Genomic DNA, 13445 nt, shown 5'->3' on the forward strand with positions numbered 1-13445 from the left:
CTCTAAAGGGAAGCCTAAGCCCTTGATTGCGCTCAAGGACCGGGAAATGCGGTTAATCCGCCGCCTGCGCTGCCGGCGGCTGCCATTTTTCCTTCAGCGTCACCAGTTCCTCCGATGCCGTCGGATGCACCGCAACGGTGGCGTCGAACTGCGCCTTGGTGGCGCCCATGGTGACGGCAATGCCGATCGCCTGGATGATTTCGCCGGAGGCCGGCCCCAGAATGTGAACGCCCAGCACGCGCTGCGACTGCGGCTCGACGACCAGCTTCATGAAGGTCTTTTCCTCCGAGCCAGAGAGCGTCCCCTTCATCGGACGGAAGCTGGTCTTGTAGATGTCGATCTCGCCGTGTTTCGCGCGGGCTTCGGCTTCGGTCAGCCCGACCGTGCCCATTTCGGGCTGCGAGAAGACGGCCGTCGGGATCACCGAATGATCGACGGCGACGGGGTTGCCGTTGAAGACCGTTTCGGCGAAGGCCTGGCCCTCGCGGATCGCCACCGGCGTCAGATTGGCGCGATCCGTGACATCGCCGACCGCATAGATGTTGTCGATATTCGTTTTCGAGAATTTGTCGACAAGAATCTCGCCCTTGGGTCCGAGCGCGACGCCAGCCGTCTCGAGACCGAGGCCCACGGTATTGGGTGCCCGGCCAGTCGCGTACATCACCGCATCGGTCTCGTGCACCGATCCATCGGTCAATGTCAGCGCGAGCGCGCCGACAGTCGTCCTCTCGATCTTCGCGATATCGATATTCATCCGCAGATCGACACCCTTTTTCACCATCTCCTGGGCAAGGATCTCGCGCAGATCGTCATCGAAGCCACGCAAGAACAGCGGCCCGCGATAAAGCTGCGTCGTTTGCGCCCCGAGACCGTTGAAAATACCTGCGAACTCAACCGCAATGTAGCCGCCGCCAACCACCACAATGCGTTTCGGCAACTCCGCCAGATGAAAGGTCTCATTGGAGGTGATCGCATGTTCGATGCCGGGAATTGCCGGCATGAACGGCCAGGCGCCTGTTGCGACCAGGATCTTGTCGGCCGTGACGTCGCGAGCTTCCTTGACCAGATGGACCGTATGCGCATCTTTCAGCACGGCACGGCTCTCGACGATCTCGACGCCGGCGCTCTTCAGATTGCGGATATAGATGCCGTTGAGACGGTCGATCTCCCGGTCCTTGTTGGCAATCAGCTTTTTCCAGCTGAAGCGCGTCTCGCCGACGGTCCAGCCGAAGCCGGCTGCCTCCTCGAAGTCCTCGGCGAAATGGCTCGCATAGACCAGCAGTTTTTTCGGCACGCAGCCGCGAATGACGCAGGTGCCGCCGACGCGATACTCCTCCGCAACCGCGACCCTCGCACCATGCCCGGCCGCAATGCGCGAGGCGCGTACACCGCCCGAGCCCGCGCCGATGACGAAAAGGTCGTAGTCGTATTTTCCGGCCATGGTTCGCTCCCGACGGCTTATTTCGCCTCGATGATATTGGTGCCTGAGGGCGTGCCAACAATGGCCAAATTGGCGATACCGATGAACAATCCATTATCGACGACGCCGGCGATGCGGTTGAGCGCCGCGGCAAGACCGTCGGGATCGGGAATCGTCCCGAATGTACAATCGAAAATGAAGTTTTCGCTGTCGGTGAAAAACGGTTCGCCGTATTCGTCCGTGCGCCGGGCAATCTTGCCCGTGCAGCCGAAGGTGCTCGCGACATCAGCCATTTTTCGCGCTGTCGCCGTGCAACCAAAAGGGATGACTTCGACGGGAAGCGGGAAAGCGCCAAGTGTCGTGACCAGTTTCGAAGCGTCGGCTATGACGATCATGCGGTCGGAGGCCGTCGCCACGATTTTCTCGCGCAACAGCGCGCCGCCGCCGCCCTTGATCAGGCGCAATTCGATGTCGAGCTCATCGGCACCATCGATCGTGATATCAAGATGCGGCGTGTCGTCGAGATTGGTGAGCGGAATGCCGAGGCTCCCGGCAAGCTTGCCGGTGCGCTCCGAGGTCGGAACGCCGACAATACGGAGACCCTCCTTCACCCGCTCGCCCAGCACGCGGACGAAATGTTCCGCCGTCGAGCCAGTGCCAAGGCCGAGCTTCATGCCCGGTTCGATGAAATCGAGCGCGCGGACCGCCGCCGCCTTTTTCTGTTCGTCGGCATTCATCGGTCAGAGCCCCGCCATTGCGACATATTTCACTTCGAGAAATTCCTCGATACCCCAAGGTCCGCCCTCGCGACCGAGTCCCGACTCCTTGTAACCACCGAAAGGCGCAACTTCGGTCGATATCAAGCCGGCATTGACGCCGACAAGCCCATATTCCAGCGCCTCGGCCATGCGCCAGACGCGGCCGATATCGCGGCTGTAGAAATAGGAGGCAAGGCCGAACGGCGTGTCGTTGGCAAGGCGTACCGCCTCCTCTTCGGTCTTGAAGCGGAAGACCGGCGCTAGCGGCCCGAAAGTCTCCTCGCGGGCGGCCTTCATATCCGGCGTCATGCCGACAATGACTGTCGGCTCAAAAAAAGTGCCGCCCTTCGCATGACGATTGCCGCCGGTGACGATACGCCCGCCGCCCGCGACCGCGTCCGCCACATGCTCTTCGATCTTTTCGACCGCGGCCATGTCGATCAACGGGCCTTGCGCTACACCATCCTCGAAGCCCGAACCAACTTTCAAACCTGCGACCTTCGCGGCAAGCTTCTCGACAAAGGCATCATGCACCTTGTCCTGCACCAGAAAGCGGTTGGTGCAGATGCAGGTCTGGCCGGTGTTGCGGTATTTCGAAGCGACCGCCCCTTCGACCGCCGCGTCGATGTCGGCGTCGTCGAAAACGATGAAGGGTGCGTTGCCGCCAAGTTCCAGCGCGACCTTCTTGACCGTGGACGCTGCCTGTTTCATCAGCTCCTTGCCGATCTCGGTCGAACCGGTGAAAGTCAACTTGCGTACCAACGGGTTCGACGTCATCTCGCCGCCAATGGCGCCAGCCTTGCCGGTAACGACGCTGAGGAGACCCGCCGGCAGCCCTGCGCGATGTGCGAGTTCAGCCAATGCGAAGGCCGAGAGCGGCGTCGCGGTTGCCGGCTTCACGACCATGGCGCAGCCGGCGGCAAGCGCCGGTGCGGCCTTGCGCGTGATCATCGCGGCTGGAAAGTTCCACGGCGTGATGGCGGCGCAGACACCGATTGGCTGTTTCAGCACCACGATGCGACGATCGGATGTCGGCGCCGGCACGATGCTCCCGTAAACGCGCTTGGCTTCCTCGGCATAGAATTCGATAAAGGCGGCCGCATAGGCGATTTCGCCTTTTGCCTCGGCGAGCGGCTTGCCCTGCTCCGCCGTCAGGATTGCTCCCAAATCGTCCTGGTTTGCCATCATCAGATCAAACCAGCGCCGAAGGATCGCCGAACGTTCCTTGGCAGGCCGCGCGCCCCATTCCTTCTGCGCGCGCGCCGCCGCCCCAATTGCAGCGCGGGTCTCGGCCTGGCCCAGCGAAGGCACCGTCACGATCGTCTCGCCGGTCGCCGGATCTCTCACTTCGATCTGCGGCGCTTCGTCGCCCAGCCACCTGCCATCGATGTAGCAAAGGCTTTTCAGCAGGCTCTTGTCCTTGAGACGGGCTGCAAGCGTCATAAGAAGTCCTTTGGAATGATGAGCGCGACGATATATCCTTGTCCCTTGTTAGCACTCCGGATCCATGCCGGAAAGAGGCCGAAGAAAACCCCCAGCATGCAGGCCACCGCATTCTTTTCAGAAACCTATTTGCAGGCCCGCGCACGCTTTCTCGCGGCGGCGGATACGGCAGGCGCGCGTATCGCAAGCTACGAAAATTCACATGCCATGGGGCCCGGCGATACGCCACTTTTTACCGATACGGCGTGGTTCGGTCCGGCGGATGCCGGAACCGTGCTGCTCAATACATGCGGGACACATGGCGCGGAGGGCTATGGCGGGTCGGCGGCGCAGCTGGCCTGGATCAGCGAAGGCGGGCCCGCGCGACTGCCGCATGGCGTCGCCGTGCTGATGGTGCATGCGGTCAATCCGTTCGGTTTCGCATGGGGTCTGCGCGGCACTGAAAACAATGTCGATCTCAATCGCAACTTTCTCGATCACAGTGAGCCGCATCCCGACAATCCGCTTTACGATGAGCTTCATCCGCTGCTTTGTCCTGAACGGATTGACGATGCCGCGGTCCAGAAAATGCTGGCGGCGGGTGCTCGGTTCGTCGAACGCCATGGCCAATGGGCGCTCGAAGATGCGATTAGCCGCGGGCAGTACACGCATCCCGACGGTTATCATTTCGGCGGGCGGGCACCTGAATGGTCGAACCTCACAATACGGCGCATTGTGCGCGACGAGCTCGCCCTTGCCCATCGCGTCGGTTTCATCGACTGGCATTCCGGGCCGACGGGGAACGGCGAGCTGATCCATCTCTGTTTTTCCGATCCCAAGGCTCCAGGCTTTTCGCGGGCCGCCTCGTGGTGGGGGCGCGACACGCTCGACCCGAAAACGATCGATGCGATGTGGGGTTCCAAACGACCGACACGGTGCGGCATCATGTTCTGGGGACTTGAAGCGCAATTGGGCCCGCGGGCCGAACTGGCCGGTGCCGTTGTCGAATTTCGTTCGGCGCAGACGAAAGGCAATGCCGCGAAGGCGATGCGGGTACCGATGCTGGAGCGCTGGCTTCGATTCGTTGGCGGCTTCGATGCACCGGAGGCGCCCGGCTATTTCGAGGAAATCCGCGACGACTACGCGCCGCGCCGGCAATCGTGGCAGGAGAACGTCATCGCCAATGCGATGGGTTGTTACGAGGCGACGCTTGCGGGTCTTGGCCAGTGGGCGCGCGAAGGCCTGCGGGCGGCAGATTGAATCAATCCAGCGCGAAGTCGTAGCGAACTTCCATGATGTGCGGATAGCCGGTGAAGCCAACCGGCCGGCGGGCGACAAGACGGCCGCCCATGCGCTCATAAAAACGGCGGGCGTTTGTATTTTCCTCCAGTGCCCACAGAAAGGCCTCGCGGCGACCGAGACAGGTCACCTCGTCAAAGAGACGAAACAGGAGTTCGGCGCCGAGGCCCATACCCTGATCGGCGCGGCGCGCATAGAGTGTCGTCACCTCCGCGCCGTGGATGTGGCCAACGCCCACCGCCTCGCCCGATTGTTCCGCAATCCATGCAATTCCGTTCCGCAGGCTCTGGCGCCACTTCCCGGTTTCCCGATCGGCGTTGAGTCCATCGAGGAGGGGCTGGGGAAGAATGCCGGGATAGGCTTCGCGCCAACATGCAACGATCAACCGGCCAAGCTTGTGCTCGTCCCGTCCCGGCACTGCCATCCGCGTCTGGTATCGTGTCAGAACCGACATGCCCAGAGTATGACCTAGAACCGGACCCGCTCCGAAGGGTAAAATGGACCTATCCAAATTCCGGCCAGAGGCTTAACCCTCGCGGAAACGGACGGAGCCACAAAGATGACCGCCCCCGAAATCGTCGCCGTTCTGCTTACAGGCGCCGCCGTGCGGCTCGAACCGCTTGCCGAAACGCATCGGGCAGAGCTGGCGACCGCCGCCGACGCGGAGGAGATATGGCGCTATATGCCCTATGACGGGCGGGGGATGGGCTTCGACCAATGGTTCGACTGGTCGTTGAACCTCAACAGCGAAAACAAGGAAGCCGTCTGGGCCGTCCGGGACATGGCGGACGGAACCCTTGTCGGTTCGACGCGGTATCTCAACATCGCCGCGCGGGACCGGCGTGTCGAAATCGGCGGCACCTGGTATGCGCCCGTTGCGTGGGGCGGTCGCGTCAACCCGGCGTGCAAGTTCGCCCTGCTCTCGCACGGGTTCGAAACGCTCGGGCTCAACCGGATCGAGTTCAAGACCGACGCCCGCAATACCCGGTCGCAAGCCGCCATCGCCAAGCTCGGGGCGGCACGTGAAGGCGTGTTCCGCCGGCACATGGTGCTGCATGACGGGCATATTCGCGATACTGTCTATTTCTCGATCATCCGCGAGGAATGGCCGGGTGTGAAATCACGGCTCGAAGAGAGACTTGCCAGCGCCTGAAACGCATGCGAGACAAGCCGGATCACCCTTTGCCCGGATTATCATGTCCCGCCCCACCCTGCTCTTCGATCTCGACGGCACGCTGGCCGATACGGCGCTGGACCTGTGCGCGACGATGAACGTCATTCTCGAGATGCACGGACGCGACGGCGTACCCCAAGAACGGGTGCGACACCTGGTGGGTGGTGGCGCGCGGTTGTTGTTGGAGCGCGGTTTTCGCGAGACGGGCGCGCCCGCCGACGAGGCGCTTCTCGACCTGAGCTTCCGGCAGTTCATCGACTATTACAGCCGGCACATCGCCGACCACACGAAGCTGTGGCCGGGGGTGCGCAACCAGCTTGACCTCCTGGCGGAACGTAAGGCGCTGATGGCGGTCTGCACCAACAAGCCCGAGCGTCTTTCGCACCAGCTTCTCGCGATGCTGGGCATCGACCATTATTTTCCGGTGGTGATCGGCGGCGATACGCTACCGGTGAAGAAGCCCGATCCCGAACATCTCTTCGAGGCTATCCGGCGGCTCGGCGGCGATGCCGGTCATGCGGTGATGGTTGGCGACTCGGAGGCCGATATCGAGGCGGCAAAGAATGCACGTCTGCCGTCAATCTGTGTCAGCTTCGGCTATACGCGGGTGCCGGTGGCAGATCTCGGCGCCGATCTCGTGATCGACCATTTCGACGCGTTTCCGGAAGCGCTCAAGACGCTGATGCCGCTTCATTTCGGCCGGGCTTGACCGGAAAATGCTCCCGCCCTATAGACGGGCACCCTTGGGGCGGTTAGCTCAGTTGGTAGAGCACTGTGTTCACATCGCAGGGGTCACTGGTTCGAGTCCAGTACCGCCCACCATGATTTTCCCGGATTTCCAACGCATTTCGACCCCTCGGAGGATCACCCCGCTTCGGCCATGTCGTCGGCGGCTGTCGCATGTGTGCCCGGGAGATGGATCGCAGCGCCCTGCGCCAGGGGCGCTTGGCTGACGCCATTGCCGATGCCGCATGAACCGGCAACGGCGCGTCAATTCAACGATCCACAATTAATTTTTGTTAATAAGTGGACGGTATTGACCCGCAACAGCGTTAATTGGTCATGAGGACGTGTAACCCTAGACTGTCACTCAAGACCCCGCCGCCGTATTGGCGCCGGAATGTCCGACGGGCGGAAGGGCGATGAAGGAAAAGGAACTCAGGCTCGCGCTGGTTTGCTACGGCGGCGTTTCGCTGGCCGTCTACATGCATGGCGTGACCAAGGAAATCCTGAAGCTCGTGCGTGCTTCGCGCGTCTACCATCAGGACCTTGCCCGCTCGCACCGGCCTTCGGCGTCCTATAGCGACATCGATCACGGCGATGCGCGCGAAACCGACACCGAGGAACTCTATTTCGAACTGATCCAGGCGATCGGCGAGACGGTCGAGCTGCGCATTTTCGTCGATACGATCGCCGGCGCATCGGCCGGCGGCATCAACGGCGTGCTGCTGGCACGGGCGCTGGCGCACGACCTGCCGATGGACTCGCACCGCAAGATGTGGCTCGAACAGGCCGACATCGTGGCGCTGATGGACGAGGCGCATCTCGCCAAGCGCTGGGACAAGCTGTTCATGAAACCGCTCTTCTGGGGCTTCACCGACAGATGGCTCGCGCGCTTCGCGCCCGATGTCGAAATGCGCCAGAAGCTGCAACTCTTCACACGCTCGCGCTGGTTCCAGCCGCCTTTCTCCGGCGAAATCATGAGCGGCATGCTGCTCGACGCCTGCATGGCAATGGAGGAGAACACACCGTCGACAGGATCGCTGCTTCCGGGCGGGCACCGGCTCGACCTGATGACATCGGTCACGGATTTCCACGGTTACAGCCAGAACATCCCGTTGCACAGCCCCTCGTCGATCCGCGAACGCGAGCACCGGCACATACTGAAGTTCAGCTATTTCCGGCACCCGAGCGGGCTCGTCGAAAGCGACTTCGACCGCGACCACATTCCAGGGCTCGTTTTTGCGGCGCGCGCCACTTCGTCCTTCCCCGGAGCCTTCCCGCCCGTGCAGATCGGCGAAATCGACAAGGTGCTCGACTCCCGCGGCGCGGAATGGCCGACACGCGACCAGTTTCTGCGCGACAACTTCAAGCCGCTGATCGCTGCGGGCTCCGATCCGGCGAAGGCTTCGTTCATCGACGGCAGCGTGCTCAACAACAAGCCCTTTGCCGAAGCCATCGCCTCCATTCGCGGGCGCCCCGCCTATCGCGAGGTCGACAGGCGCGTGGTCTATATCGATCCCGATCCGAAAGGCGGCCATGTCGAGGCTGGCGGCGCCAAGCCGGGCTTTTTCCAGACCATTCGCGGCGCGCTGTCCGACATCCCGCGCAACCAGCCAGTGCGCGACGAACTTGAATCGCTGCACGACTTCTCCGAGCGGGTGCGGCGCTACCGGCAAATCGTTTCGGCGACGCGGCCGCATGTGACTGAACGTGTGCGGCAATTGTTCAACGGCGACGCCGAAGCGCCGCCGACACCGGCGCTGCTCGCCAAACTGCGCAACAAGGCCAATGCACAATCGGCGATCGAGGCCGGCTATGCTTATGACGCCTATATCCAGCTCAAGGTCAGCTCGGTGCTGGACCAGATCACCGATGTGATTGCCCGGCTTTCGGAAGCCGTGCACCATCCGAGCGACCGGCTGGCGCTGTCGCGCGCCGTCGAAGCATGGGCCAAGCAGCGCAATATCTTTCCGGTGCTGTGGTCGCAACATGCCGGTGAAGGCGCCGAGCCGAGCAAGCAGGATGCCTGGGTGCGGTTCCTGCGCGAATTCGACATCAATTTCCGAGTCCGGCGGCTGCGCTTCGTCATCCGCCGCCTCAACGAACTTTATGCCCGCAACGGCGAGCCCGATGGCGCGGAATGCGACCCCGACGCGCTCGACGATTTCAAGGCCAGCCTTTACATGAGCCTTGAACGCCTGCAATCGGAATCAGCAGCGCGGCTCCGCACACCGGATGTGCGCGCGATCTGCAAGGCGATTTACGAGGGGGGGCTGGCCGAGTCGCAGCAGATCGATCATTTCGCCAGCTATGTCGCCTCGCAACTCGATCTTGTCGGCCTCGACGGCGAGACCGACGAATCCTTTGCGCAGATGGCAAACGCCTGCCTGCCGCCCGCGGCGCGGACAGAGCTGGTGCAGGCCTATGTCGGATTTCCCTTCTTCGATGTGCTGACGCTGTCGCTCAACAAGTGGCAGGATCTCGACGATGTGGACACTGTACTGGTCGACCGCATCAGCCCTGAGGACGCCAAGGCACTGCGCGAAGGCGGCGCGCCGGCGACGCTGATGGGACGCGATCTCGGCTATTTTGCCGCGTTTTTCAGCCGCCGGGCGCGCGAGAACGACTATCTGTGGGGCCGGTTGCACGCCGCCGACCGGCTGGTCGATATTGTGGCAAGCTCCGCGCCTGCCGCCATCCATGCATCCGGTCTCGACCTCGACCAGCTCAAGGCGCGAATGTTCCGCTCGATCCTCAAGGCCGAACGGCCCTTTCTCGCGAACATTCCGGATCTCTTCGACGATCTCGAACGCGAGATCGGAATCCGCTTCGGCGAGACGACCAAAAAAACGGCGGCGCCGGACACCGAGGCGCGGGCGCCGGACGAAATCGACGACAATGGCCGTCCGGCCGTGCCGCAGCGCGCCTGAACATCAGCCCTTGCCGATCGAAATTCGGCGGCCGGGTGTTGCGGCGTCGGGATTTTTCGGCAGCGTCGCCTTCGACACGCCCTTGTCGAACTTCGCATCGATCCTTGCCACGTCGACTGCCGAGGGCAGGGTGAACGAGCGCTCCAAACGCCGGTAGTGGCGCTCAACCACCCGGGCATCCGCGTCGCCGCTTTCCTTTTCGTAACGCTTTTCGCCCTTCAGCGTCAGCGCACCATCATGGAGCTGAGGTCGATGTCCTTCTCGTCGATGCCCGGCAGGTCGGCCGCCAACGTCCAGGCCTTGTCAGTTTCGTGAAGATCGATCTGCCGGACGATTTGGTTGTCCCCGAGGAGGTCGAGCGCCGGCAAAAAGCAAGCTGCGGCCTCTGTCGTTCGATTTCGTGACTTGATTGGTCATTCTGTCCTCCCGGCTTCGACCAACAAAAAGAACGGACGGAACGGGCGGATATCAATCCCGCCCGCAACAGATTTGGGATGCTCTCAATCTTGTGCAAATGCGCCGCAGGGCCGCAGGTCGCGGCGGCTCGACGGAAGCTCCTCGCCCTCGATCCAGGCTGCGATATCGCCCCAGACCGTTTCGCGCTGCAGGTCGCGGAGAAGCATGTGCCAGCCGTCGGGATAGCAGAGCGCCGTGACAGGCACGCCACCACCGCGCATAGCGTCCAGGACTGCGGCTGTTGGCCCGGACGGCACCAACTCGTCGCGCACGCCATAGAGGAGCAGAACCGGCACCCCCAGATTGCCGGACGCCTCGTAGGCCCGGTCCATCAGGCCAACCAGCCCGTAGACCGCATCGATCCGCGTTTCCTTGATCACCTGCGGATCGTCGGCGAGCGCCCGGAGCATTTCGATGTTGTCCGACGGCCAGATGTCGAGCCCCCGTCCAGTGAGACGGCCGGATGGCACAGTGTGGGCCGCGACTCGGAGCACCGCCGCATAGAACGGGTTCATCGTCTGCCAGCCCCAGACCGCCGGTGCGGCCAGGATCAAGCCATCGACCGCCGGTGCTTCCGGCAGCGTCATGGCGCGCATTGCAACCGCGCCGCCCATGCTCTCGCCAAGCAGATAAACCGGCATACCCGAGTGCCGCTGGCGCACAAGCGATACGACCACGGCGAGGTCCTGTGCCATATGCTGGTCTCCAGCCCAGCGCCCGTGCCCCGGCGCGCGGCCAAAGCCGCGCTGGTCATAGGCATAAAATGCGACACCGCGCTCAGCAAACCAAGCGCCGGGGCCCGGCTCTGCAAAGGCATTGGCGTAATCGTTGAAGCCGTGCAGACCGATCATGACGGCGCGCGGATTCTCAGGCTCAAAAGACAGAACGGGAAGCCGCGCCCCATCGGTCATCACCGCTGCTGTCACAGACGAACCATGCTCCAGGCGCGGCGCGAACGCGGCGTCGCCCACCGTCATCTGGCGCGGGGCGCAGGCCGGGGCAGCAAGAATGAACAGGAATACCGCGAAGAACCGCAACATGCAGCGAGCCTATCGCAACAATGCGCCGCCATCGAGGCTGCGTAGCGGCGGGGAGACACTTCGCGCCTCCCCGCCCATCGCGTCAGAAGTCCAGACTTGCCTGGATGTAGAACGAACGACCAGGCTCGTTGACCTGAACCACAGCCGGGTCAAACCCGTTGGATCGGCTCAGATGGGACGCATAGGTTGCATCCAAGAGGTTGGCAACACCGCCGCGTAATTCCAAGGCCCCAAGAATCCTCCGGCTGGCAAACAGGTCGACGACCGCGTAGCCCGGCGTCTCGCGGACATCGAGCCCCGAACCCGCCAACGGATTCGTGTCGGCGCGTGTCTGCTTCACGGCCCAGCGTGTCCTTATGCCCGCACTCCATTCGGGCACTTCATAGGCGAGTTCAAAAGTACCCTCCAAAGGCGGTATCTGATAAAGCGGCCTTTCATCCGTCACGTTCCGCCCGTAGGTGTAGGTCGCGTCCCCGCCCAGCCGCCAGCCGGGCGCGAAGTTCCAGACGCTCTCCAGATCAAAGCCCGTCAGCTCCGCATCGACATTGCGGAAGATACTTGCACCATTTGCCAGGAGCACGCCTGGCTGACCGCGCGCCGTGTCGCGGCTGATGAAATCGGACACGTTATCGTGCCAGACACCTGCTGAAGCACTCCAGCGGGTGCGCCGCATCTCAATGCCGAGATCGATCTGATGATGCTTCTCAGGCTGCAATCCGGGATTGCCGACCCAGCTGTTCGCTCCCGAGGCGCGCGCGATGCCGCGTTCAGTTGCATCGGCGGTGCGTACCGCCCGACTAACGCCGAGCCAGCCGGCGAAGGATCCAAAGTCATGCGTTACGCGCAATAGGCCGCTGAGATTGGTCTCGTTTCGATCCGTATCGCTGACGCCATAATAGGCGGCATAGAGTTGTCGCGCCGTAAGCGCACCCATGCCGGCCGGCAAAAGGTCCGCTTTTCCCGCAGTGACTGCCACGAGGTCGACACGCGCACCGGCCGTCAATGCGATCCTCTCCGTGAGCGACGTCTCGCTTTCGGCAAAAATGCCGGTATCCCGAATTTCGACGTCCGGCCACGTATAGCCCGAAATCGATGTCGGCGGGATGACGCCCATCGACATGCGCGAGACAGCATCGCGATCGCTGGACCTGTGATCGACACCAAGTGTCAGCATCGTCGCAGAAAAGGAAAGCTCGCCGGCGAACCGGCCACCCATGGTATTCGACTCCGCATCTGTCCGCATGACCATAGCGGGTGGCGTGCGCAGCGAATAGTTGTCCATGACGTGATCGACGAACGAGCCATAGATGCTCGCCTTGATACGACGAAGCGCACCCTGCCCCTCGACGTTGTGATCTAGTGCCAGACGGTAGGTGTCGGTTGCCGTCCACGGCGAGTCCATGCCCGCACCTGCAAAAAGCGTATCCTCGATGCGATCCGTCTCTACGGAAGCGGACAACACCGACCCCGCGCCGTAGCGCCAGCCCGCCTCGGCTCCGCCACCATATTGTTCAAAGGCGGAACGCACTTCACGACCATCGCCGTCCTTGTAGTTCCCGGCCCGGCGTGCCGTCGCAAAGGCGCGCACATAGCCGTCTTCCGCCACGCCGCGCGCCTGCATGGTCGCGAAGCGCTGCGCACCGTTCGATTCGATTCCACTCTCGATTCGACCCGAGAACCCGGCGGCCATACTTGCCGGATCGGCGCGTTCCATACGGATGGTTCCCGCAGGCGCCGGCGGGCCGTCGAGCACCGACTGATAGCCGCGACGTATCGTTATACGATCGCCGGACATCAAGAGCATGGCCGAACTCGGCGGGTCCATGCGGTTCGGACACGCCCCAAACACATAGGCGCCGTCGCCGATGACGGCGATGCGGTCTTCGGATTGACCGCGAATGGAAATTTCCGAGCCGTGGCCGCCCATGCGTCCGGCAGAAACACCGCGCAACCGTGCAAGGAATTCACCTGCGTCGCGCGCCGGCGATGCGTTGATCATATCAGGCGTTACGACCTGTTGCGCGGGTTCGGGTTCGGCCGATGCCTCAACCAGAACTTCTGGCGCGTGAGGGATCGAATGCGTTTCGTTGTCAGCGCTGACCGGTGTCGAAATCGTGAAGGCGACGGCCAAGGCGGCCGATGCCGTGGTGGCACGCAGAAGAGCGCGCCGCCCCGCAAGGAAGCAATTGGGTGACATTGTATTTTCCTGTTTGACCTGAAAAG

At 62.6% G+C, this 13445-nt stretch carries 12 protein-coding genes and 1 tRNA gene; 5 read left to right on the forward strand and 8 right to left on the reverse strand.

The annotated features are described in order from the left end of the window. Window positions 1–52 precede the first annotated feature (52 nt). The 3 genes from gor to Q7V31_RS05470 are packed head-to-tail and all read right to left on the reverse strand — an operon-like array spanning window position 53 to window position 3621. Window positions 53–1441, reverse strand: coding sequence for a glutathione-disulfide reductase (gor, locus tag Q7V31_RS05460; RefSeq protein WP_304732897.1), 1389 nt, complete (start codon window positions 1439–1441; stop codon window positions 53–55). 17 nt (window positions 1442–1458) lie between these two features. Continuing rightward, a complete protein-coding gene (gene rpiA, locus Q7V31_RS05465; RefSeq protein WP_304732898.1) occupies window positions 1459–2157 on the reverse strand; it encodes a ribose-5-phosphate isomerase RpiA in 699 nt (232 codons plus the stop codon). A gap of 3 nt (window positions 2158–2160) precedes the next feature. After that, entirely contained in the window at window positions 2161–3621 is a 1461-nt protein-coding gene (locus Q7V31_RS05470; protein WP_304732900.1) for an NAD-dependent succinate-semialdehyde dehydrogenase, read from the reverse strand. Between the two features lie 96 nt (window positions 3622–3717). On the opposite strand from Q7V31_RS05470, the gene Q7V31_RS05475 reads away from it, so the two are divergent. Further along, complete coding sequence (locus Q7V31_RS05475) at window positions 3718–4860, forward strand: M14 family metallopeptidase (protein ID WP_304732902.1); 1143 nt, start codon at window positions 3718–3720, stop codon at window positions 4858–4860. A gap of 1 nt (window position 4861) precedes the next feature. Here Q7V31_RS05475 and Q7V31_RS05480 read toward each other — a convergent pair whose 3' ends face one another. Then, a complete protein-coding gene (locus Q7V31_RS05480) occupies window positions 4862–5353 on the reverse strand; it encodes a GNAT family N-acetyltransferase (RefSeq protein WP_304732903.1) in 492 nt (163 codons plus the stop codon). Between the two features lie 105 nt (window positions 5354–5458). Here Q7V31_RS05480 and Q7V31_RS05485 point away from each other — a divergent pair, with 105 nt between their 5' ends. The 4 genes from Q7V31_RS05485 to Q7V31_RS05500 all read left to right on the forward strand — a co-directional run bounded on the left by Q7V31_RS05485 (window position 5459) and on the right by Q7V31_RS05500 (window position 9726). Next, window positions 5459–6052: a GNAT family N-acetyltransferase gene (locus tag Q7V31_RS05485; RefSeq protein ID WP_304732905.1), complete on the forward strand. Its 594-nt coding sequence runs from the start codon at window positions 5459–5461 to the stop codon at window positions 6050–6052. Between the two features lie 43 nt (window positions 6053–6095). Beyond that, the gene (locus Q7V31_RS05490) at window positions 6096–6782 is read left to right on the forward strand and encodes an HAD-IA family hydrolase (RefSeq protein ID WP_304732906.1); all 687 of its coding nucleotides are present in this window, start codon (window positions 6096–6098) and stop codon (window positions 6780–6782) included. 37 nt (window positions 6783–6819) lie between these two features. Beyond that, a tRNA-Val gene (locus Q7V31_RS05495) sits at window positions 6820–6895 on the forward strand. Between the two features lie 320 nt (window positions 6896–7215). Next, window positions 7216–9726, forward strand: coding sequence for a patatin-like protein (locus tag Q7V31_RS05500; RefSeq protein WP_304732908.1), 2511 nt, complete (start codon window positions 7216–7218; stop codon window positions 9724–9726). A 3-nt stretch (window positions 9727–9729) separates the two neighbouring features. On the opposite strand, the gene Q7V31_RS05505 is transcribed toward Q7V31_RS05500, so the two are convergent. The 4 genes from Q7V31_RS05505 to Q7V31_RS05520 form a co-directional block, all read right to left on the reverse strand. After that, window positions 9730–9954: an Hsp20/alpha crystallin family protein gene (locus tag Q7V31_RS05505; RefSeq protein ID WP_370690644.1), complete on the reverse strand. Its 225-nt coding sequence runs from the start codon at window positions 9952–9954 to the stop codon at window positions 9730–9732. Next, window positions 9951–10094: a hypothetical protein gene (locus Q7V31_RS05510; protein ID WP_304732909.1), complete on the reverse strand. Its 144-nt coding sequence runs from the start codon at window positions 10092–10094 to the stop codon at window positions 9951–9953. The genes Q7V31_RS05505 and Q7V31_RS05510 overlap by 4 nt, the downstream gene beginning before the upstream one ends. 132 nt (window positions 10095–10226) lie before the next feature. After that, complete coding sequence (locus tag Q7V31_RS05515; RefSeq protein WP_304732911.1) at window positions 10227–11222, reverse strand: alpha/beta hydrolase; 996 nt, start codon at window positions 11220–11222, stop codon at window positions 10227–10229. An 82-nt stretch (window positions 11223–11304) separates the two neighbouring features. Continuing rightward, a complete protein-coding gene (locus Q7V31_RS05520) occupies window positions 11305–13353 on the reverse strand; it encodes a TonB-dependent receptor domain-containing protein (RefSeq protein ID WP_304732912.1) in 2049 nt (682 codons plus the stop codon). Between the last annotated feature and the right edge of the window lie 92 nt (window positions 13354–13445).

This window comes from Parvibaculum sp., from assembly GCF_030651915.1.
Classification (GTDB): Bacteria; Pseudomonadota; Alphaproteobacteria; order Parvibaculales; family Parvibaculaceae; genus Parvibaculum.

Coding starts and splice junctions, on each gene's coding strand:
- gor (WP_304732897.1), bottom strand. CDS start 1,441: ATGGCCGGAAAATACGACTACGACCTTTTCGTCATCGGCGCGGGCTCG.
- rpiA (WP_304732898.1), bottom strand. CDS start 2,157: ATGAATGCCGACGAACAGAAAAAGGCGGCGGCGGTCCGCGCGCTCGAT.
- Q7V31_RS05470 (WP_304732900.1), bottom strand. CDS start 3,621: ATGACGCTTGCAGCCCGTCTCAAGGACAAGAGCCTGCTGAAAAGCCTT.
- Q7V31_RS05475 (WP_304732902.1), top strand. CDS start 3,718: ATGCAGGCCACCGCATTCTTTTCAGAAACCTATTTGCAGGCCCGCGCA.
- Q7V31_RS05480 (WP_304732903.1), bottom strand. CDS start 5,353: ATGTCGGTTCTGACACGATACCAGACGCGGATGGCAGTGCCGGGACGG.
- Q7V31_RS05485 (WP_304732905.1), top strand. CDS start 5,459: ATGACCGCCCCCGAAATCGTCGCCGTTCTGCTTACAGGCGCCGCCGTG.
- Q7V31_RS05490 (WP_304732906.1), top strand. CDS start 6,096: ATGTCCCGCCCCACCCTGCTCTTCGATCTCGACGGCACGCTGGCCGAT.
- Q7V31_RS05500 (WP_304732908.1), top strand. CDS start 7,216: ATGAAGGAAAAGGAACTCAGGCTCGCGCTGGTTTGCTACGGCGGCGTT.
- Q7V31_RS05515 (WP_304732911.1), bottom strand. CDS start 11,222: ATGTTGCGGTTCTTCGCGGTATTCCTGTTCATTCTTGCTGCCCCGGCC.